A 20,885-nucleotide genomic window follows, 5' to 3' on the forward strand; every position below is an offset into this window, starting at 1 on the left:
GCGGGGCCGCCAGAGCCCGCCTATGAGGTGAAACCCTCAGGCCCTGACCGGTTCTCGGCTGACGCTCGCGCGCCTTCCGCGATCGTCGCGGCCGGGCGCCCCTACTTCGCCACGCTCACGCTCGGCGGGGCGCTGAACGGCTTGACGTTCAGGTGCTCGTAGATCTCGGCCGGGTAGTAGGCCACGCCCCCGCGCATGGTCATGCGGATCTTGCGGATGTTGCTGATGTCGGCGGTGGGGTCGCCCTCGACCAGGAAGAAGTCGGCCAGCTTGCCACGCTCGATCGAGCCCAGCTGGTGGTCGCGCCCGAAGTAGGTCTCGGAGTCCAGCGTCGCCAGCCGCAGCGCCTTGCCCGGCGCGATCCCGGCCTGCACGTAGATCTCCAGTTCGCGCAGCAGCGAGAAGCCGGTGCCGTCGTCGGTGCCCGGCAACAGCTGGATCCCGCGGTCGTCGAGCAGCTTCAGGGTCTCCAGCACCTTGGCGTAGCCGGCATGGTAGTCGGCGTCCTGCTGCGGATCGGCGATGGTGACGAAGTTGCGCTTGCGGTAGCGCTGATAGCCGACCGGCACATGGTCGATATAGGCGGCGTCGCCCTCCTGCACTTGGCCCGAGCGCGACAGCATCAGCCGCTCGAGGATCATCGCCGTGGTGTCCAGCGCCACGCCCTTTTCCTTCATCAGCGCCAGCGTCGCCTGCACGCGCGGGGCGTTCAGGTCCAGGTCCTTGGCGCGGGCCATGCCGGTCAGGCGCAGCGGCGTGCGGGTGTCTTCCTTGGGATCGAGGATCCAGCCCAGCATCAGCTGGTTGATGTGCGCGATGTCGTTGTAGCCGTCCTTGATCACCCGGTCGGGCGACGAGAACGCCGGCACGTGACCGGTCACGCCCATGCCCAGGCGATGCGCCTCGGCGGCGATCGGCGCCACCCAGTCGGGGTTCATCGAGTTGTAGATCTTGATCTGCCAGTAGCCGTGGTCGGCGTACCAGCGCACGTCCCTCAGCGCCCCCTCCAGGCTGTCGGCGATGAAGCCGTGCCGGGCCGAATAGGGGCTGCGGCCTTCCAGGAAGCCGTTGCGGACGATGCGCGGCCCGGCCAGCTTGCCGGTCTCCAGCCCATCGATCCAGCCCAGCAGCTCTTCGTTGTAGTTGCCCTGGTCGCGGACCGAGGTCACCCCGGCCGCCAGGTTGAACAGGTTCGACTGCAAGGTCGTGTGCGAGTGCATGTCGTGCAGGCCGGGCACCAGCGTCCCGCCCTGTCCGTCGATCGCCGTCTCGCCCTTGGGGACCGGGCGGCTCGCGTCCTCAGGCTCGACGCTGGTGATCTGGTCCTTGAACACCGTCACGGTCGAAAGCCCGCCGACCTTCATGGTCTTGGGATCGAACACCTTGACGTTGCGGATGCGCACCGGGGTGTCGAAGCGGTGGGCCAGCTTGGCCTGGGCGTCGACCGCCGCCTGCAGGTCGACCTCGCGGCTCACCTTCTGCAGTTGCGGGATGGCGGCCTCGGCCCCCTCGCGGATCAGGCCGCCGTCCAGCGTCCCGAACAGTTCGCCCTTCCTGTCGATCAGCACATAGCTCGGCGACAGGTCGATGCCCGACAGTTCATAGACGGTGACCGGGACCGCGGCCTTGCCCTCGCCCAAGGTCAGCTTGCGCACTTCCTTCAGGCGCATCTCGCCCGACGGCGCCAGCGGCAGGGTGTTGTTCGGCGCCTTCAGCAGCGCCTTCACATAGACGCCCAGCATCCACGGGCTCGCGTCGTTGGCGGCATAGAGGATCGGCTTGGCGGCGGCGATCTGCCCCTTGTCGGCCTGGCTGGTCCATTCGGCCTTGCCCGCGCTCCAGGCGAAGCGCTCCTGCACCGGGCTGCCGAACAGCGACGAGCCGTCGATCGACCAGGTCGTCGGCACGCCCGAGGCGTCCAGTTCGATGGTCTCCTTGGCCTTGGGGCCGCGGCCGTTGTTGCTGACCGCATAGTCGACGGCGACCTTGCGGCCCTGCACGTCGGCGGTCAGGTGGCCGACCTTCTCGCCGTTGGCGATGACCACGAAGCTTTGCACCTGCGCGGCGGCCGGACCGGCGAGACCGGCGGCCAGGCTGAGGGCGAGGAACGAGACGCGAGCTGAGAACATCGGGGGGGACTTCTTCTGACGAGCAACGACTTCCTTCGCCCCTAAGGGGAGAAGGTGGCGGGCCAAGCCCGCCGGATGAGGGGATGCGGCGCGCCTGGCGAGCGCCGTGCTGACGAGAGGCCCTTGCCCCTCATCCGACCCGCTGCGCGGGCCACCTTCTCCCCGACGGGGAGAAGAAAGCTGATGCACGGGCTCGGCCACGCCTAGGGCGCCACGAACTTGCGCACGGCGGCGCTCAGCGCCGCGTGGTTGCCGGGATCGGTGAACACCGAGTGGCCGCCGTCGAAATAGGCCGCGGTCAGCCGCTCGCCGGGCACGCCGGCCTGATCGAGGGCGTAGCGCGCGCCATAGGGGGGCGTGGTGACGTCGAAGTAGCCGGCCGCCCAGAACAGTCGCAGCTTCGGACTGGCCTGCATGGCCTTGCCGAGCAGTCCGTTGACGTCGGTCATGCCCTGGTGGTCCCAGGCCGAATTCACGTCGAGGTTCAGCGAGTTATAGGTCTCGGCTGTGCGGAACTTCAGCGTGTCCTTGAAATAGGACTCCAGCGCCGGCTTGCCCGCCGCCACCGGCAGCATCCCGGTCGGCTTGGGCCCCGGCGGCCGCGGTTCGGCGAAGCCCATGCCCGGATCGTCATAGGGCGGCCGCTTGGCCGGGGCGTCGAGGCGCGCCGTGGCCCGCCCGTCCAGCTGGCCGGTGCGCAGCCCCTGGTCCTTCAGCAGGTTGAACATGAAGTCCTCGCGGCTCAGCCGCAGGTCCTTGGCCAGGATGAAATCGGCCGGCAGACCGATCATCTCGGCCATCTTCTCGGCGACCTGGCGCTTCTCCGCCGCCGGCAGGCTCGCGCCCTTGATCAGGGCGGTGACATACTGGGTGCGGGCGAACTCGACGGCCTCGTCGTGCACCTGCTGCACGCTGCGTCCGGCCCGGTCGACCTTGCGGTGATACCAGGCTGTGGTCGCAAAGGTCGGCAGCGTCGTCACATAGGGCATCTCGCGCCCCGGCGGGTAGCCGACCAGGGCGAACAGCAGGATGCCGTCCAGCTTCAGGTCCGCCCCGATGTCGGCGACCAGCGCCGCGCGGGTCGTGCCATAGCTCTGGCCCAGCATGTAGCGCGGCGAGGCCTCGCGGCCGTTCGCCTTCAGCCACTGGCTCATCACCGTCTTGACCGAGGCGGCGTCGCCGTCGCGGCTCCAGAACAGCTTGCCGTCGACGCCCGGGAACGGGCGGCTGTAACCGGTGCCGATCGGATCGATGAACACCAGGTCGGCGGCGTCGAGAATGCTGTCGGGATTGTCGACCATCCGCTGGTCCGGCCCGTCGTCGGTGCGCTTCTTGGGGCCGAACGCCCCGAAGTGCAGCGGCGTGGTCGAGGCGCCCGGCCCGCCGTTGAACAGGAACAGCACCGGACGGCCGGCGTCCTTGCCGCCCTCGCGGATGTAGGACGTGGTCACCAGCGATCCGGTCGGCGCACCGGCGGCGTCGGTCAGGATGGTCTCGGCGACGATGGCCTTGTAGGCGACCTTCTGGCCGTTGAACGTCCCGACGTGACGGGTCTCGGCCACCACGGGGGCGCGGCCAGCGATCGCCGGCGCTGGCTGCGCGGCCACGGCGCCGCCCGCCGTCATCGCGGTGAGGCAGGCTCCCAATAGCAGCGCCCGCAGGCTCGCACGCATATTCGTTCCCCCGATGGTCTCGACATACGATAGCCGCGCCCGGCAGAATTTCTTTTCGAACTGCGCGCCCCGGACACCAGGCCGCACATAGGCTAGTCAGGTTTCTGCAAGCGCGCCGAATAGCTTATGCCGCATGCCGATAGCTGCCGATGGGCTCTTTGGGCTTGGATAGGTTCGACCTCGCGGCGCGAAATGGCCGCATGGACCATGCACGGCGCGGTCGCCTCATTGCATAAAGCCGTCGCGCAGATCAGGGCCGCCCGCCAACATCGGCAAGATAATGCGGTCTCCGCTGCTTAACCTGCCGGTAGAAACCGACTGGAGACCTACAAGCGTGAAGCCCGCCTCCCTCGCCCTCTTCCTCCTCTGCGCCGCCGCTCCGCAGGCCTTCGCCCAGGCCCCGGCCGCCGTCGCCGCGCCCGCGGCCGAGAGCTTCGTCACCCGTCACACAGGGACCTTCAACGGCCAGAAGGTGAAGTACGTCGCCACGGTCGGCGAGACCGTGCTGCGCGATGCGCAAGGCGCGCCGACCATCCGCTTCGTCACCACCTCCTATGTCCGCGACGGCGCGAAGGATCAGGCGGTGCGGCCGGTGATCTTCCTGTTCAACGGCGGCCCCAGCTCGGCATCGACATGGCTGCACATGGGCGCCTTCGGCCCGCGCCGGATCTCCCCGCCGCAGGACGTGAACGCCGAAATCCCCAAGCCTTACAAGGTCGTGGACAACGCCTACTCGCTGCTCGACGTCGCCGACCTGGTGTTCATCGATCCGGCCGAGACCGGCTTCACCCGCGTGCAGCCGGCCGCCAAGCGCGCCGACTTCTACCAGGTGGACGGCGACGCCAAGTCGGTCTCGGGCTTCGTCGAAGCCTGGCTCAAGGCCAATGGCCGCGAAGCTTCCCCCAAGTACGTGCTCGGCGAGAGCTACGGCACGCTCCGCGCCGCGGTGATGGCCGGCCAGCTGGCCAAGACCACCCCGCTCGACGGCGTCATCCTGATGGGCCAGGCAGTCAACATGATGGAGACCAGCCAGCGTCCGGGCAACGCGATCTCCTACGCGACCAACATCACCGCCCTGGCCGCCGTCGCCGCCTATCACGGCCGCGCCGACACCGGCGGCAAGACCGTCGCCGCCTTCGTCGACGACGCCTATGCCTTTGGAATGAATGAGTATCTCGCCGCTCTGGTGAAGGGCCAGGACCTTCCCGCCGCCGAGCGCGAGGCCATCGCCCGCAAGCTCCAGGCCTTCACCGGCATCAGCGCCGACTACTACCTGGCCCACGACCTGATCATCTCCAAGGTCGACTTCGTCAGCGAGCTGCTCAAGGACGAGGGCCGGGTCGTGGGGGTGTACGACGCCCGCTACAGCGCGCCGGTCGCCGCCCCTGGCGCCCGCCAGGTCGACCCGTTCGGCAAGGTCATGGACATGGTCCGCCCGAGCTTCGACGCCTACATGACCGAGCAGCTCAAGGTGACCTGGCCGATGGCCGAGTACCGGTCCTTCGCACCCGAGACCCTGGGCTGGGGCTGGTCGCCCACCAGCGGCATCGGCGGTCCGTTCAACGACTTTGATTATCAAGCCAATTTCGGCCTGGCGCTGAAGGCCAAGCCGACCTTCCGGCTGATGATCGGCGCCGGCTATTACGACACCACGACCACCATCGGCCCTGCCCGCTATCTCAAGGCCCGCGGCGCGCTGCCCGCCGAGCGCGTGGTGCTCCACGACTACGAAGGCGGCCACATGGCCTACACCAACGAGGACGCCCTCAAGGCGTTCAGCAACGACGTGCGGGCGTTCGTGACGGGGCGCTAGGCGCCCCGTCCGCAGGCCGTGTCCGGCACGCCGGGCACGCGCTTCCACTGGTAGATTTCGACTTCATCTGCCCGCGGCAAGTAGCTGATTGGGAAGGTCTTTCCGTCGCGCGTGATCTGCAGGATCAACTGCCTGTCCGGATCACCCTGCACCCCGTCCAGGGCCTGGCTGTAGGTGACCACGTCGCCGTTGCGCAGGCCGGCCTTGGCCGCCTCGCTGCCCGGCTGCAGGTCGCGGATCGTCTTGACGTCGCCGACCAGGGACTTGGGCTCGAAGCCCAGCTCGAAGCGGCGCACCTTGCCGGTCGTGCGCGTGAAGCATGGCCCGAACCCGTCGGCCTCGGGCAGCATCAGCGCGCCCTTCAGCATGTCCGCGTGGATCTTGGCCCCTGCGGCGCCCAGCTCCTTGTCCAGCAGCGCCAGCCAGTCGGCCTCGCCCGTCGTCTGGCCGCGGCGCTCGCGCTCGACCATCTCAAGGACCAGGTCGTCCACCGAGCGCTTGCCGCCCGAGGCCTTGCGGATCTGGCCGTCCAGTACCGCGAAGTACATCGCGCCCCGGTCATAGGGCAGCACGCGCACGCGGGTGTCCTCCCAGAAGCGCGGGGCGATCTGGTCATTGGGCGTGTCGTTCAGCGGATTGGAGTAGTAGCGCCGGGCCGTCTCGTTGATGTCCGCCAGGTAGTCGTCCGGCGTGATCAGGCCCGCACGCATCGGCAGAAGTGCTTGATAAAAGACAGCATTCCCCTCGCCGAACCACTGACCCGGGCCATCCACGGCCGTCCAGGTGTGGATCATCTCGTGCGCCAGGGTGCCCTTCAGCGCCTCGCCCGAACCAGTCTTGCCGTAGGTGGTCAGGAACGAGTTGGTCAGCGCCGCCCCGCCCCCGGCGTTGATCGGGTTGTAGCGCAGGAACACCCGGTACGGCGGTTCGCTGGGATCGCGGAAGAACTTGATCATCCAGCTGTGCAGCTGCTGGGTCCAGTCCATCACCGGCCCCGGCTCGAAAGGCGGGGTCCCCAGCCAGACCGCCGAGAAACCACCCTTAGGAACCTGCGGATAGCGATGCATCGGCCCGGCCATGAACACCGTCGACATCAGCCGCCCCGCCGGCCCGACGCCCAACGAGACGTCGCCGTCGCCATAGCTCGACGTCGCCGCCGCCCCCGGCAGCTGCTTCAGGTCCCAGCGCAGACTGACGTCGTAGGCCTGCTTGCCCTCCGGGATCAGGATGAAGGTGTTGCCCACCCCCGACAGCCCGCCGCCCTCGGTGCGCAGCTGATAGGGCGGACCCGAGCCGCGCTTGGGCGGGGTGTTGTCGATCGGCGCGCGATAGCTGACCGTCAGATCGCCCTTCACCGCGCGGCCCGGAATCCAATGCCGCGCATAGGCGATGGCCACCGGATCGTCCTTGAAGGTCAAGGGCACCTCGCCCGCGGCGTCCGTGGCGCGCAGGTTCTGCAGCGTCGTGGCGACGGTGGCGGTGTTGGCGATCACGACAGGCAGGGTCAGCACCGGCCGGCCGGCCGGAGCATCCACCCCCGACAGCTTCAGGGTGACGTCCAGATGTCCCTGCTCGGCGTCGGCGGCCAGCGGCCCGGGCGCGAGGACGACCTCGAACCGCGCCTGCGCCTGCGCCACGGAGGCCAGGCTGACCGTGGCCAGGAGAGCGGCGGCGAAGCACATGCGCATCAGGCGTTTTCCGATTGCTTGAAGAGAGCCCAGGCGCTGGCCAGATCCTGCACCACGTGGCCGAGGGACTTGTAAATCGTGACCTGGGAGGGGCTCTGACGGCCCTCGAGCTCGCCGGCGAAGACCTGGCCGATCTCGCCGACCACGTGCCGCTCGTCGATCAGCCCGGCGTCCCTGGCCTTCAGGTACTCCGCGCCCTGGGCCAGCACGCCCTCGCGGCTGTCGGCGATAAACCGGGCGCGGACCACCAGGTCGTCGTCGATCTCCACCGGCCCCGCATAGCTGGAGCCGACCACATTGACGTGGGTCCCCGGCGCGACCCAGGCGCCGTTGAGGATCGGCTCCTTGGCGGCGCTGACGGTGCAGATGATGTCGGCTTCGGCGACCGCATCCTTGGCGTGGACGAAGGCGGTCGCCGGAACGCCCAGTTCGGCCGCCATCGCCGCGGCGAACGCCTGGGCGCGGTCGAGCGAGCGGCCCCACACGGCGACCTGTTCCAGCGGCCGCACCTTGGCGATGGCACGGGCGTGGGTGGCGGCCTGCTCGCCATAGCCCAGTAGCGCCAGGCGGCGCGCCTCAGGGCGGGCCAGCGCGTCGGTGGCGGCGGCGCTGGCGGCGGCGGTGCGGATCGCCGTCACCTCGCCGGCATGGACCACGCAGGCCGGCGCCCCGGTCGCCGGGTCGAACAGCACGATCAGCCCCTGGTGCGACTGGCGGCCCTTGGCGAAGTTCTCGGGATAGACGCTGATGACCTTGGCCCCGAACGGCGCGTCCTCGCCCATGGCTCCCGGCATCAGGCCGAACATCCGCCCCTCGGCCAGCGGGATGATCGAACGCAGCAGCTGGCGCGTCTGGCCGGTCGAGAAGGCGATCATCGCCTCGCGCACGATCGGAATGGCGAGCTCGTAGGTCAGCCGCTCGGCGACCTCCCGGCGGTCGATGACGCGCATCAGGCCCGCGCCCGGCGACGGCTGGAGACCGCATAGTAGGCGATGCCGATCGCGGCCCAGACCGCCAGCGCCGCATAGGGCGTCCAGTCGGCCGAGAAGCCAAGCACGGCCACCACCAGCGAGGCGGCGCAGCCTGCATAGGCCCAGCCGACGGTCGCGCGCTTGGACAGCTTGAAGCGCGCGCCCTCGTAGATGTCCGGGTGCTTGCGCACGACCACGGTCGCGGCGATGCAGGTCGCCGCGTACTTCAGCAGCGTGGGGATGTTCACCGCCAGGAACAGGCTGGTCAGGTTCATCGGGGCCAGCAGGCCCAGGCTCGCCGCGCCGAGGATGGTCAGCAACGCCATGTGCGGCGTGCCATGCTTCTCGTGCACCTTGGCCAAGGCGGCCGGCAGCATGCCCTCGCGGGCCATGGCGAACAGGCTGCGCGAGAAGCCGAGGTAGAGGGAGTTGATCGACTTGGCGATGGCGATCACCGCCGCGCAGACGATCAGCGGCTTGGCGACGGGGCCCATGAACGGCGTGGCTGCGTCGAGCAGCGGGGTCTCGCTCTTGGCCAGGGCCTCGGGGCCGATGACGCCCATCGCGACCGCACCGACCATCAGATAGAGCACCACCGCCGTCAGGATCGACAGGCCGATGCCCAGCGGAATGGTCTTCTTGCTGTCCTTGACCTCGTCGCCGATCTCGGTCGCCGCCTCGATGCCGAAGAACAGACCGATCAGCAGCGGGATCGCCGCCAGCATCCCGGCCGTCCCGTTGGGCAGGAACGGCTCGAATTGCGCAGCCTGCACATGCGGCGCGCCCCAGGCCGAGAACACGATGAACAACACCACCAGGGCGCCCATCAGGATCACCTGCAGCCGCGCGGCCAGGCCGACGCCGAAGTAGTTGGCCATGAAGAAGATCACGAACGCCGCCAGCATCGTGGGCTTGGTCGGCAGCGGGATCACCATCGACAGATAGCGCACCATGACCAGGGCCAGGATCAACATGGCCCCGACGTTGGAGACGATGCGCATCCAGGCGATCAGGTAGCCGACGAATGGATGCACGAACCGCCGCGACCACTCGAACGAAGCGCCCGAGGTCGGCAGCGCAGAACCCATGAAGGCGTAGGTCATGGCGATGACGAACATCGGCACGGCGGCGACGACGACGGCCAGCAGCATGCCGGGCCCCGCCAGGGCCGTGGCCGGCGCGATGACCGAGAAGATGGCGACGCCGACGGCGGTCCCCAGGCCTAGGGCGACCACGGCCCAAAGGTCGACGCCCTTGTGCAGGTGGGCGGTCTGATCGGTCATAGGGGCTTCCCGGTAGCGTCGCGATAGAGCCAGGCCGCAGCCGCCAGATCCTGGGCGGCATGGCCGAGTGATTTGTAGATCGTGATGTCGTCGGCGGCGGTGCGGCCCGCTCGCGCACCGGCGAGAACCTCGCCGATCTCGCCGGCGATGTGGCCGTCTTCGATCAGGCCGGCGGCCTTGGCGCGCAGGAACTCGCCACCGTGCGCCAGGACGTGCTCGCGGTGATCGACGATGAAGCGGCCGGCGACAACGAGGTCGCTCGCGATCTCCGCCTGGGCCGGCCCACTGGAGCCGACGACGTTGATGTGGGTTCCGGGCGCGACCTGCGCCGCGGTCAGGATCGGATTGACCGCGGCCGTCACCGTGCAGACGATGTCCGCACCGGCCACGGCGTCATCCACGGAGGCGGCCAGGGCCTCAACGCCGGATTGCGATGCGATCTCGGCGGCGAAGGCAGCTGCTCGCTCAGGCGAGCGGCCCCAGACGCGGATCTGCCGCAGCGTCCGAACCTTGGAGATCGCCAGGGCGTGAGCCTGCGCCTGCCGCCCGGTCCCGAGCAGGGCGAGGACATCGGCTTCAGGGCGCGCCAGGGCGTCGGTCGCGGCCGCGCTGGCGGCGGCGGTGCGGATGGCGGTGACCTCGCCGGCGTCGGCCAGGCAGACCGGCGCGCCGGTTTCGGGATCGAACAGCAGCACCACGCCCTCATGGGCCTTGGCGCCGTCCGGTCGCTTGAAGACGCTGACCAGTTTGGCCCCAAACACGCCGCGCTCGGACATCGCGGCCGGCATGATCGCGAAGGTCCGGCCCTCGCCCACCGGAATGAAGCTGCGCAGCTGCTGCCGGACGCGGCCGTCCGACAAGGCGATCATCGCCTCGCGGACAACCGGAATCGCGGCGTCATAGGTCAGGCGGGAGCGGACCTCGCCGGCGCCAATGACGACCAGGTCGCCAAGATCGTTCTTCGCCACGCTCATGTCCTGCACCCCGATATGCGTGACGGCGCCGGTCCGTGGGTAAGACCGACGCCGCCCACCGCGCGCGGACGAGAGCGTTCCGCGCGACGGACGCTTAGAACCGCGCGTTCAGGCCGACATAGTACCGGCGGCCCAGGATGTCGCCGTAGTTCCGGGTCGGGAACGACGGCTGTTCGTCGGTCAGATTGATGACCCCGCCGCGCACCGTGTACTTGCCGAAGTTGTACTGCGCCGAGATGTTGTGGCGGTAGTTTTCCTTGATCTCCGGCGTCGGCGTGCTCTCGATGGTGTCGAAGCTGTTGATCTTGGCTTCCGGCAGATAGTGCATCGAGTAGTACAGACGCAGCGGACCGCGCGAGTAGGTCGCGTCGAAGTCGACCACCCAGTCGGGCTGGCGGGTCGTGCCGTCGTAGCGGTTCACGTCAAAGCCGGTAACCGACTGCTCGTAGCGGGTGGTGTGGGTCGCATCGACCGCCAGTTCCAGATCGCCGTAGTCCGCATCGTTGAAGAAGCGGCCGATCGGGAAGCGGTAGTTGACGTTGTAGGTCTCGCCCCGGAACGCCACCGTGCCGGCGTTGAAGGTCGTCGACATCGCGGTGGCGATGGCGCCGGTGGGATCACGCGTGAAGGTGCCGCAGATCTCGGCCGACGGGCTGCTGGAGTCGTAGCAGGCCGCCATGAAGTCCTGGGGCGTGAACGGCGAGAGGCCGTCCGTCAGGTCCACGTCGATGCGGTCGACCACGATGGTCAGGCCGGGCACGAAGGTCGGCTGATAGATGAACCCGATGGTCCGCGTGTCGGAGAGTTCGTTCCGCAGGTTCGGATTGCCGCCCGAGGTGACCAGGGTGTTCGAGAAGTTCTCGGACGGGTTCTGGAACGTCGCCAGCGGGCCGAAGCTCGGATTGGCGGCGAACAGGGCCTGACAGTTGGCCAGGCGGATCGCCGGGTTCGGGCCCGAGTTGATGCGGTCCGCGTCGCAGGGGTCCCAGCCCGCGTTGGACAGGTCGGTGCGCGAGGGCGCGGCCAGTTGATCCAGGGTCGGCGCACGGAAGTTGCGGCTGCGCGAACCACGGATGGTCAGGCCTTCGAAGACTTCCCAGCGCAGGCCCGCGCCCCAGATGTTCTCCGAGCCCGCGATCGAATGCTTCACGCGGCGATAGGCGCCGTCGAACTCCAGCGAGCGGACGCCCGGCAGGGTGAAGTCGCCGCCGAAGATCGGCACCAGCAGCTCGCCCGAGAACTCGTCGGTGTTGTAGGCGGCCTTGGTGGCGGCGCTCGCAACCTGAGAGCCGACGATGCCCTGCTGGTTGGCGACGAAGGGCGTGTACTTGGCCTCTTCGCGGCGGTGCTCGTAGGCGGCGCTGAACTTCACCGCGCCGGCCGGCAGGTTGAAGATGTCGCCGCCGATGGTCGCCAGATAATCGTCCTGGGTGTTCAGGTAGTCCTGGCCGATCGGCGCGGTCAGGTACAGGCGGTTGGCCTGGGTGACGTTGCCGACGCCGAACGGGTTCAGCGGGGTGCAGGCCGCGTCGTCATCGGCCGTCGTGGCGTTGGCGTTGACGGCGCAGACGATGGCGCCCGAGCTGTTGCGGACCGCGTTGACCGCCTTGTTGAAGCGCGAGGTGATCACGCCCCAGCCGGTGCTCTCGCCGTCGGTCTCCGCACGGCTGGCCGACAGGCTCCAGTAGAAGTTGCGCTCGGCGAAGTCGAAGTCGCCGTCCAGCGAGACGACCGCGCGGGCCGTGTTCGTGGTGCTGACGTTTTCACGCGTCGGCAGCAGGTCGGTCCAGAACTTGGACACGAACAGCGGCGGACCGCCCGCGCCCAGCGCCGCGGACATGGCCGGCGTCAGGAACGGATTGGTGCGCGACAGTGAGATGGCGCCGGCGCCGGACGCGGCGTTGTTCAGCACCGTGTTGCTGGCTTGCTGGCCGTAGGGATCGCGGCCCTCGACCTTGGCGTACATGAACTCGCCCGACAGGCGGATGCGGTCGGTCAGATCGACGTGACCGACGACGTTGCCGACCCAGCGCTCGATGCCGACCTGCAGGGCGGCCAGTTCCTGGTACGGCAGGCCGTCGCCGCCGCTGGTGAACGGCGGGACGTTCGGGTTGACCAGCGTGCCGACATTGTAGGGGATGAAGGCGTCGCCCGTGGCGTTGCTCTGGATCGGCTGGCCGGCGACGGCGCCGATCTGGCTGGCGAAGGGCGGGCCGGCGCGCGAGATCACGCCGTTGGCGTTGAAGGTCACGAACCGTGTGTTGAGGTTCTCGACCAGCGACGGAATCCCGTCGGTCGGCGTGCGGTTGGCCGGGTTCGACACGGTCACGCGGCCGAGGTTGGTGCGCGGGCGGTCATAGTCGAGGAGCGAGTCGGTCTTCGACCACTCCAGGTTCGCCGCGATGTTGGCCCGGCCGTCGAGGAAGTTCTTGCCCGCGGTCGCGCGCAGGGCCTGGGTCGGATAGTCGTCTCGCGAAGAAATGCCGTACTGCGCGTCGAGCTCAAGGCCCTCGAAGCTGTCCTTCAGGACGTAGTTCACCACGCCGGCGATGGCGTCCGAACCGTAGACCGCCGCGCCGCCGGCCTGGACCACGTCGATGCGCTCGATCAGGCCGGTCGGAATGATGTTGGTGTCGACCACGCGGTCGCCCAGACCATCGACGCCGCTGACCGCCCGCGACTGCGAGGTGGTCACCATCCGGCGGCCGTTGACCAGGGTCAGCGTGCGGCCGGCGCCCAGGCCGAACAGGTTCGGGAAGGTCTGGCCGCTGCCGGCCTCGTTCCCAGTGCCGTCCGCGATCGCGAACGAAGGGACGTTGGAGCTGATCTGGTTCAGCATGTCGCCGACCTGGACCACGCCGCGGTCGGTCAGGGTCTGCTCGGTGACCACCGAAACCGGCGCCGAGGTCTCTGTCTCGACCCGGCGAATACGCGAACCGGTGACCACGATCTCTTCGATCGCGACCTCGTCCTGGGCGAAGGCAGGCTGCACGGCCATCGCCGCCGCAATCGCCAGACCGCCCATCATGCTAGTGGCGAGCATACGCCCGCGAACCGACTGAACCATATTTATATCCCCCTTCTGTCGCGGAGCCCTTCGGCTCCGACGCGTCCCGCCGCTCCCCGTTCAGGGCGGGCCGCAAAGTCCGCAATTGCGCTTTGGCGCCTGTGGAAAAGGCTAGGCGCCGGAACGCGGTTTTTCTTTTCGTTCTTCAAAGCGACGCAGAAGCGTCTCAGATTGTTTATGCGCACCGCGCACGCGCTCTGCATTGGCGATGCGGCTGCGTGTGACGAGGCGCACAAGGTCGTCACGAAGCCGGGTAGCGCCGCAGCGCGTCGGCGAAGCGGCCAAGCGCCCTGTCCAGTTGCTCGGCGTCGCCGCCGAAACCGATCCGCACATGGCCCGGCAGCCCGAAGAACTCGCCCGGCGCGACGACGACGCGATGCTCACGCCAGAGCCAGTCGGCCAGGGCGTAGGTGTCGGCGACCCCGACTACGCGCGGGAAATACATGCAGCCCTGGGCCGGGAGGTCGCCGGCCAGCAGCCCTTCCCCGATCATGACGGCGGCGTGCCGCTCCAGCACCGGCCGCGAGCGGGCCAGCAGATCGCGCCAGTGCGCATCGAAAGGCGCCATGTCCTCCAGCACCCGCGCGGCGATCGCATGCGAGAGCTTGGAGACGCCGAGGTCGCCTTGCTCGCTGGCCGCCAGGATGCGCGCGATCTTGTCCGGCGCGGCGATCGCCCAACCGCACTTGAGCGCGAACAGGCCCTGGACCTTGGTGAGGCTGCCGACGCTGATGATGTCCGGCGAATAGGTGGCGGCTGCGGCATGGGGACCTGCGAAGTCGCCATAGACCTCGTCGATAACGATCCGCACGCCGCTCTTGCCGGCCAGGGCCGCCAGCGCCAGCAACGCGCCCTGGCCCAGCCCGGAACCGGAAGGATTATGCAGGTCCGTCAACAGGACCAGGCGGGTCTCGGGCTGGATGAGGCTTTCCAGCTCGACGGTGTCGATGCTGAAGTCCGGCGCGCGACGCGGCAGATAGCTGATGGTCGCGCCGGCCGCAGCAGCCAGCCCCGGCAGCAGGTCGAAACAGGGCGTCTCGACGATCACGTGGTCGCCGGGCTGCACGAAGGCGCGGATCGCCATCGACATCGCACTGGTCGCGCCGGTGGTGCAGAGCACGTTCTGCGGCTGCACGCCGTAGCGCTCGGCCACCGCGGCGGCGACGAAGCGGTTGCCGTTGGCGAAGACGCTTTCATAGCGGTCGGTGATCTCGCCCCCGAAAGCGCCGCGCACGACCTGCGCCAGCAATTCGGTAGGTTCCTTGATCGTGGAGTCGAACAGGACGGCGGCGTCCGGGGTCTGCGCGATGTTGCGCATCGCCGCCCGCACCCAGTGGGAATAGTCCTCCGGCGGCGGCACGTGCGGCCCCGCAGGCTTGGGCGACTTACTCGGCATATTCACTTCGTCGCCCCCAAGGCGCCGCCGCCGCCTGTGCGGAGACAGTTGCTGATCGTGAAGTGAGCCTATTCCACCAGTCGGGATTATCTTGCCTTACTCGGCCTTGACACAGCCATTCGCCGCATCCGCTATGCGCGCAAATCGAACCAAGGACATAAGATATGCCCGCCGAGCTCGACGCTATCGACATGAAAATCCTGGAGCTGATGCAGCGCGATGCATCGCTCTCCACCGCTGAACTGGCCGAACGGGTGGGGCTGTCCCAGTCGCCCTGCTGGCGGCGTATTCAGCGCATGCGCGAGGAGGGCTACATCAAGGCCCAGGTGGTGATCGTCGATCGCGAGAAACTGGGCTTCAAGATGCAGATCTTCGCCCAGGTGAAGATGACGACCCTGAGCGAAGAGGATCGCGCAAAGTTCCACAAGTCGATCAACGACATTCCCGAAATCCTTGAATGCTATACGGTTTTCGGAGAAATGGACGCGATGCTGAAGATCCTGGCGCCGGACGTGATCTGGTATCAGGACTTCATCTTCTCGACGCTGCTGAAGCTGCCCGGCGTGGTCGACGTCCGCTCGATCGTGACCCTGACCGAGTCCAAGAGCACCACCGCCATCCCGATGCGCGCGCGCAAATTCCGCTGATCGCGGCAAGGGCGCATGACTAATGCAGAGGCAAGGCCCGCCGCCGCATAAACCGCTCCCGCGCGGCGACCTTCGCCGTGGAGAACGACAAGAAAATCCGCCGGTCCGCCCCTAGCGTTTCCAGCAAGCCCGGATCGGGCCTCAAGAGTGCGAGATCACCATGAAGCTGACGCGCCGAGCCCTCGTCGCCGCCGCCGCCACGAGCGGCGCGCTGGTCCAGGCGGCGCCTGGCGCGGCCCAGGCGCTGGCCGCCCTTCCCCGGCTGCCGGCCAAGGACGCATTCGCCAAGATGCCGTTCACGCACCTGGACGCTGGCTCCACGCACCCGATGCCGCTGGGCGCCCGCGCGGCGCTCGAGGAGTATCTCCGCTACAAGACCCAGGACGGCACGGTCACGAACTACAGCGTCGGCGCCAAGGAAACGGCGATGATCGCCAAGTTCGCCGAACTGGTCGGCGCGGCGCCCGACGAACTCTCGCTCATCCAGTCGACCACCATGGGCGAGAACCTGGTGATCCGCGCGCTGGGGATCCCAGAGAGCGGCGGCCGGATCGTCACCGACGCGCTGCACTTCTTCGGCTCCTTCTACACCTACGGCGAACTGGCCAAGGCCGGGATGGACGTCGTGACCCTGCCGATCACGAAGGACGGCCGCATCGACATGGGCCAGATGGCGGCGGCGGTGAACGACAAGACCAAGCTCGTCTCGATCAGCGCCGTCTCGACCACCAACGGCTTCGCGCATGACCTGAAGAAGGTCTGCGACCTGGCCCACGCTCACGGCGCCTATGTCTATGTCGACATGGTCCACGCGGTCGGCGTGACGCCGATCGACCTGCGCGCGGCCGGCGTCGATTTCGCCGCGGCCTCTTCCTACAAGTGGCTGATGGGCGATTTCGGCCTGGGGTTCCTCTATGTCCGCAAGGAGATCCAGGACAAGGTGAAGCGGCCCTGGTGGGGCTATCATCAGGTCAACGCCTTCAAGTCTCACGTCTTCCCGTACGACGAGCCCGGCCCCGGCGCGGCGACCTATGGCGTCTCGCCCGACGCCGCCGGAAAGTTCGCCATGGGCACCACCTCATGGACGGGCGTCGTCCAACTGGACCACTCGCTGGGCTTCATCCAGGACCTCGGCGTGCCGGCCATCGAGGCCGCGCGCCAGCCGCTGATCAAGGCGGTGCAGACCGAACTGCGGGGTCGCGGCTACCAACCGATGACGCCGCTGGACTCGCAGACCGCCCTCGTCGCCTTCGCGCTGAAGGACGCCCGCGCCAAGCTGGGCGAGCTGATAAAGGCCGCCAACATCCGCATGACCGTCTCGCAGAACCGCTTCCGGGTCTCGCTGGCGGTGTTCAACGACATGAACGACGTCGACCGCCTGCTGTCGGCGCTGCCCAGGACCCCGCCCGCCTGATGAAACTCACCCCCCTGCTGGCCGCGACTGCGGCCGCCCTGGCGCTGGCCACAAGCGCCGTCGCCCAGGGCGCGCCCCCGACGCTCGCCCTCACCCTGACCCCGCATCAGACCGCGGGCGCGGTCGACCAGGTCGGCGTAACGTTGAATCTTCAGGCGCCGAACGCCAAGCCGGGCGAGCCCTTCCTGCGCCTGCCGATGGTCTTCGCCTCGGTGAAGACCCAGCAGTACGAGGCCGCGCAGATCGAGGTCGTCGACGCCAAGGGCGCCGTGCCGCTGGTGCAGAAGGACGACGCGGCCGACACGGCCAACTTCATCTACTTCCGCCGTTGGCAGGTCGCGCGGCCGACGGAAGGCGACGTCATCGTCCGCTACAAGGCGGCGGCCAGCACGTTCCGGCCCAAGCTCGGCTCCGGCCCGCCCTTTGACCTGCGCCCGGAAGCCGGCGGCCTGAACGGCGCCGGCGTGACCTTCCTCGCCCTGCCCGACAACAGCAGACCCTACAGCCTCAGCCTGGGCTGGGATCTCTCGGCCATGCCCGCCGGCTCGCGCGGCGCGCAAAGCCTGGGCGAAGGCGAACTGAAGCTGGTCGGCCCGGTCGATCTGCTTGCCAACACCTTCTACATGGCCGGCCCGATGAAGAGCTATCCGGAGACGTCGAAGGGCCAGCCCTTCGCCATCTACTGGCTCGGAACGCCCCCCTTCGACGTGCCGGCGGTCGCCGAGTGGACCGAGAAGGCCCGCACCGCCATCGCCGCTTTCTTCGGCCAGCCCGACAAGCCCTATCGCGTGTTCTTCCGCCACAACCCCTATCCAGGCACAGGCGGCGCGGGCCTGATCAACTCATTCATGTCGGGCTTCGGCGATGACCCAGCCCCTACCGTGGACGGCATGCGCCACCACTTGGCGCACGAGATCGTCCACAACTGGCCAGGCAGCCTGGATGGGCCGAACGGCATCGTCTCCTGGTACGGCGAGGGCATGGCCGAGTTCTACTCGGCGACCATTCCCTGGCGCGCGGGGCTGATCTCCACCGATGACTTCCTGGCCCAGGTCAACGAGCGCGCCCAGAGCTACTACGGCAATCCGGTCAACACCGCCCCGGCCGAAGAGATCGCCGCCAAGTTCTGGAGCGACACCCGGGTCCGCAAGCTGCCCTACGACCGCGGGGCCTTCTACATGGCCATCGTCGACGCCCAGATCCGTGCAAAATCCGGCGGCCAGCGTCGGCTGGACGACATCACCAAGGCGATGATCGCACGGCGCGAGGCCGGCCAGCCGCACGACACTGCCGCGTGGCTCGAACTGCTCACCAAGGAGCTCGGCCCACAGGCCAAGACCGAGTTCGAAGCCATGATGGCGGGCAAGCTGCTGGTTCCGGCGTCGGATGCGTACGGCCCCTGCTTCCAGCGCGAGGCCGCGCAGTTCCGAAGTTTCGAACTGGGCTTCGACAGCGCCTCGCTGACGACGAATCCGCGCATCGTGAAGGGCCTTGTCGCCGGTTCCCAGGCCGCCGCGGCGGGCGTTCGCGACGGCGACGAGATCACCGAGGCGGTGGTGCTGGACGCCGTCCAGGCCAAGCCCGAGCAGACGATTACGCTCAAGATCCGCCGCCAGGGCCAAGACCTCTCGATCACCTACCTGCCGCGCGGCAAAGCCCAGGACGGCTATCGCTGGGCGCGCGTCACTCAAGTTCCGGACAGCAAATGCGCCATCTGATTTCGGCCGGCCTCGCGGTCCTGCTGCTGGCGTCGACCGCGCCGCTCGCCCAGGCGGCTCAAGACATGCCCCCGGCCTTCGCCGGCGCACCGCGCGTCTTCGCGAGCGACCACGCCGGCGTCTTCATGGGCAAGAAGGTCGCCTATCGCACGACCCTGCAAGAGACGATCCTGAAGGACCCGAAGGGCCAGCCCGCGGCCAGCCTCTTCAGCTTCTCCTATGTCGCCAAGGGCGCGAAGGCCGACCGCCCGGTCGTGTTCGTGTTCAACGGCGGACCGGGCTCGTCCTCGATCTGGCTGCACATGGGCATGCTGGGTCCGCGCCGCGTCGCCTTCGCCGATCCGGTCAAGCCGCCGACCGTTCCGCCCTTCGCGCTCGAGGACAACCCGCTCTCGCTGCTCGACGTCGCCGATCTGGTGTTCATCGATCCTGTCGGCACCGGCTTCAGCCGCCTGCTGCCGGGCGGCAAGGCGGAGGACTTCTACGGCGTCACCCAGGATGCGCGCGCGACCTCGGAATTCATCCAGGGCTGGCTCACCGCCAACGGCCGCTGGAACTCGCCCAAGTTCCTGATGGGCGAAAGCTACGGCACGGTCCGCGCTTCGGTCGTCGCCACCACCCTGATGGGCGGCCCGATGTCGCCGGCCGGGGCGCTCGGCGCCACCACCCTGAACGGCGTGATCATCCTGGGTCCGGCGTTCGACATGAACCGAGGCGGCGGCGCCGGCGACGATCGCGCCGCCCTCTCCAGTCTGCCCACCATGGCCGCCACCGCCTGGGTCCACGGCAAGGTCGAGCGCGCCGGACGCACGCCCGAGAGCGCCGCCGAGGACGCTCGAAAGTTCGCCCGTGAGGTCTATCTGCCCGCCCTCTATTCGGGCGAAGAACTCCCCGCCGGCGAGCGCGCGACGGTTGCTGAGGGCCTCGCCAAGCTGACCGGCCTGTCGGCCCAGGACTGGCTGGACGCAGACCTGCGTCTCTCGCTCTCCCAGTTCGGTCAGATGCTGTTGAAGGACCAGGGTCTGCAGATCGGCGCCTATGACGGACGCTACACCCTGCCGCTGGCCGCCAGCGGCGGCGATCCCGTCGCCGACGATCCGGCCATGGGCCAGTACACGCCGGCCTTCGTCGCCGGCTTCAATCAGTACGTCGAGCGCGAGTTGAAGGTGAAGGCGCCCTCGCAGTACCAATCCATCGCCTTCGCCGACGTCAACTCGCGCTGGAACTGGGGTCCGGGCGGGCCGCGGAACTATGCCGACGACCTGGCCACCGCCATGCGGCGCAATCCGTCGCTGGGGGTGTTCATCGGCTCGGGCTACTACGACCTCGTCACCACCTTCGGCGCGGCCGAGACCGTCGCGCGCCACTCCGGCCTGGCGCGCGATCGCCTGACGATGAAGGTCTATGCTTCAGGCCACATGCCCTATCTGGGCGATGACAGCGCCCGCGTGCTCGGCGCCGACCTGCGCGCCTTCCTGGCGCAGCGTTCGCGGCCCTAGCCCAGCAGCGTCTTTACCGCCGCTTCCAGGACCTTGCGGGCGCGGGCGGGGCTCAGCCCCTGCTCGCGCCTCAGCCGCGCCCAGCTCTCCCAGCTCAACAGCAGGTCCAGGGCCTCGACCTTCAGCGGGTCGCTGGCGACGTCCTCCGGCAACTCGCGCTTGAGGATCTGGCGCAGCGCCGCCGCCAGACGATCGCTGTCGCCGTCCAGGAACCGCGAACGGTGACGAAGGGCCTCCGAGGCGCGCTTGAACGGGCCGATCTTCTCGAACACGGCCCCCCGCCGCTCGATCAGTTCGATTACGCGACCTCGCGCGTCGGCGGCCTTGAACGGCTGGTCGACCACCGCGCGCATCTCCGCCTCGATCACCTCGGACATTTCCGAGTAGAGGCTGTCCATGTCGCTGAAGTGCCTGAACACCGTGCGCAGGCCGACCTCGGCGCGCTCGGCCACCTGCTCGGCGCCAGGCGAGACCTCTCCGCCCTGAATGATCTCCAGCATGGCCGAGACGATCCGGGCGCGGTTGTCCTGCCCCCTTCGCCGCCGTCCGTCCTCGGACTTCTCCTGTTTCACGCCCCGCCCCAAAAACTCGTCTTGGGTCCTGACTAAGGCCA

The 20,885-nt window shown here is 68.4% G+C and carries 14 protein-coding genes; 5 read left to right on the forward strand and 9 right to left on the reverse strand.

Features of this window, described 5'->3' with window-relative positions:
• Nucleotides 1-101: 101 nt before the first annotated feature.
• Nucleotides 102-2,129 (reverse strand): amidohydrolase family protein, encoded by a 2,028-nt coding sequence (locus ASC79_RS09945; RefSeq protein WP_056025372.1) that lies wholly within the window; start codon nt 2,127-2,129, stop codon nt 102-104.
• A gap of 203 nt (nt 2,130-2,332) precedes the next feature.
• Nucleotides 2,333-3,802 (reverse strand): S10 family peptidase, encoded by a 1,470-nt coding sequence (locus tag ASC79_RS09950; RefSeq protein ID WP_156378464.1) that lies wholly within the window; start codon nt 3,800-3,802, stop codon nt 2,333-2,335.
• 334 nt (nt 3,803-4,136) lie between these two features.
• Here ASC79_RS09950 and ASC79_RS09955 point away from each other — a divergent pair, with 334 nt between their 5' ends.
• Nucleotides 4,137-5,615: a S10 family peptidase gene (locus ASC79_RS09955; protein WP_056025378.1), complete on the forward strand. Its 1,479-nt coding sequence runs from the start codon at nt 4,137-4,139 to the stop codon at nt 5,613-5,615.
• On the opposite strand, the gene ASC79_RS09960 is transcribed toward ASC79_RS09955, so the two are convergent.
• From ASC79_RS09960 to ASC79_RS09985, 6 genes are all read right to left on the reverse strand, one after another.
• Complete coding sequence (locus ASC79_RS09960) at nt 5,612-7,303, reverse strand: hypothetical protein (RefSeq protein ID WP_056025381.1); 1,692 nt, start codon at nt 7,301-7,303, stop codon at nt 5,612-5,614. The two genes, ASC79_RS09955 and ASC79_RS09960, sit on opposite strands and share 4 nt — an antisense overlap.
• Nucleotides 7,303-8,253, reverse strand: coding sequence for an ornithine cyclodeaminase family protein (locus ASC79_RS09965; RefSeq protein WP_056025384.1), 951 nt, complete (start codon nt 8,251-8,253; stop codon nt 7,303-7,305). The genes ASC79_RS09960 and ASC79_RS09965 overlap by 1 nt, the downstream gene beginning before the upstream one ends.
• On the reverse strand, nt 8,253-9,557 hold the full coding sequence (locus ASC79_RS09970) for an APC family permease (protein WP_056025387.1): 1,305 nt from the start codon (nt 9,555-9,557) through the stop codon (nt 8,253-8,255). Before ASC79_RS09970 ends, ASC79_RS09965 begins: the two co-directional genes overlap by 1 nt.
• A complete protein-coding gene (locus ASC79_RS09975) occupies nt 9,554-10,525 on the reverse strand; it encodes an ornithine cyclodeaminase family protein (RefSeq protein WP_200937153.1) in 972 nt (323 codons plus the stop codon). Before ASC79_RS09975 ends, ASC79_RS09970 begins: the two co-directional genes overlap by 4 nt.
• A gap of 100 nt (nt 10,526-10,625) precedes the next feature.
• On the reverse strand, nt 10,626-13,598 hold the full coding sequence (locus tag ASC79_RS09980; RefSeq protein ID WP_056025390.1) for a TonB-dependent receptor domain-containing protein: 2,973 nt from the start codon (nt 13,596-13,598) through the stop codon (nt 10,626-10,628).
• A 241-nt stretch (nt 13,599-13,839) separates the two neighbouring features.
• A complete protein-coding gene (locus ASC79_RS09985) occupies nt 13,840-14,994 on the reverse strand; it encodes a pyridoxal phosphate-dependent aminotransferase (protein ID WP_082532057.1) in 1,155 nt (384 codons plus the stop codon).
• A gap of 164 nt (nt 14,995-15,158) precedes the next feature.
• Here ASC79_RS09985 and ASC79_RS09990 point away from each other — a divergent pair, with 164 nt between their 5' ends.
• From ASC79_RS09990 to ASC79_RS10005, 4 genes are all read left to right on the forward strand, one after another.
• Nucleotides 15,159-15,641 carry an Lrp/AsnC family transcriptional regulator gene (locus tag ASC79_RS09990; RefSeq protein WP_056025396.1) on the forward strand — a complete coding sequence of 161 codons (483 nt, stop codon included), beginning with the start codon at nt 15,159-15,161 and terminating at the stop codon, nt 15,639-15,641.
• A 160-nt stretch (nt 15,642-15,801) separates the two neighbouring features.
• A complete protein-coding gene (locus ASC79_RS09995; protein ID WP_056025403.1) occupies nt 15,802-17,055 on the forward strand; it encodes an aminotransferase class V-fold PLP-dependent enzyme in 1,254 nt (417 codons plus the stop codon).
• Nucleotides 17,055-18,773: a hypothetical protein gene (locus tag ASC79_RS10000; protein ID WP_056025406.1), complete on the forward strand. Its 1,719-nt coding sequence runs from the start codon at nt 17,055-17,057 to the stop codon at nt 18,771-18,773. Before ASC79_RS09995 ends, ASC79_RS10000 begins: the two co-directional genes overlap by 1 nt.
• A complete protein-coding gene (locus tag ASC79_RS10005; protein WP_056025409.1) occupies nt 18,761-20,272 on the forward strand; it encodes a S10 family peptidase in 1,512 nt (503 codons plus the stop codon). Before ASC79_RS10000 ends, ASC79_RS10005 begins: the two co-directional genes overlap by 13 nt.
• Here the strand turns inward: ASC79_RS10005 and ASC79_RS10010 are convergent.
• Nucleotides 20,269-20,844, reverse strand: a complete 576-nt coding sequence (locus tag ASC79_RS10010; protein WP_235528810.1) for a TetR/AcrR family transcriptional regulator — start codon at nt 20,842-20,844, stop codon at nt 20,269-20,271. The two genes, ASC79_RS10005 and ASC79_RS10010, sit on opposite strands and share 4 nt — an antisense overlap.
• Nucleotides 20,845-20,885: the final 41 nt, after the last annotated feature.

Source organism: Phenylobacterium sp. Root1290 (assembly GCF_001425305.1).
Lineage (GTDB): Bacteria > Pseudomonadota > Alphaproteobacteria > Caulobacterales > Caulobacteraceae > Phenylobacterium.

Coding starts and splice junctions, on each gene's coding strand:
- ASC79_RS09945 (WP_056025372.1), bottom strand. CDS start 2,129: ATGTTCTCAGCTCGCGTCTCGTTCCTCGCCCTCAGCCTGGCCGCCGGT.
- ASC79_RS09950 (WP_156378464.1), bottom strand. CDS start 3,802: ATGCGTGCGAGCCTGCGGGCGCTGCTATTGGGAGCCTGCCTCACCGCG.
- ASC79_RS09960 (WP_056025381.1), bottom strand. CDS start 7,303: ATGCGCATGTGCTTCGCCGCCGCTCTCCTGGCCACGGTCAGCCTGGCC.
- ASC79_RS09965 (WP_056025384.1), bottom strand. CDS start 8,253: ATGCGCGTCATCGACCGCCGGGAGGTCGCCGAGCGGCTGACCTACGAG.
- ASC79_RS09970 (WP_056025387.1), bottom strand. CDS start 9,557: ATGACCGATCAGACCGCCCACCTGCACAAGGGCGTCGACCTTTGGGCC.
- ASC79_RS09980 (WP_056025390.1), bottom strand. CDS start 13,598: ATGGTTCAGTCGGTTCGCGGGCGTATGCTCGCCACTAGCATGATGGGC.
- ASC79_RS09985 (WP_082532057.1), bottom strand. CDS start 14,994: ATGCCGAGTAAGTCGCCCAAGCCTGCGGGGCCGCACGTGCCGCCGCCG.
- ASC79_RS09990 (WP_056025396.1), top strand. CDS start 15,159: ATGCCCGCCGAGCTCGACGCTATCGACATGAAAATCCTGGAGCTGATG.
- ASC79_RS09995 (WP_056025403.1), top strand. CDS start 15,802: ATGAAGCTGACGCGCCGAGCCCTCGTCGCCGCCGCCGCCACGAGCGGC.
- ASC79_RS10000 (WP_056025406.1), top strand. CDS start 17,055: ATGAAACTCACCCCCCTGCTGGCCGCGACTGCGGCCGCCCTGGCGCTG.
- ASC79_RS10005 (WP_056025409.1), top strand. CDS start 18,761: ATGCGCCATCTGATTTCGGCCGGCCTCGCGGTCCTGCTGCTGGCGTCG.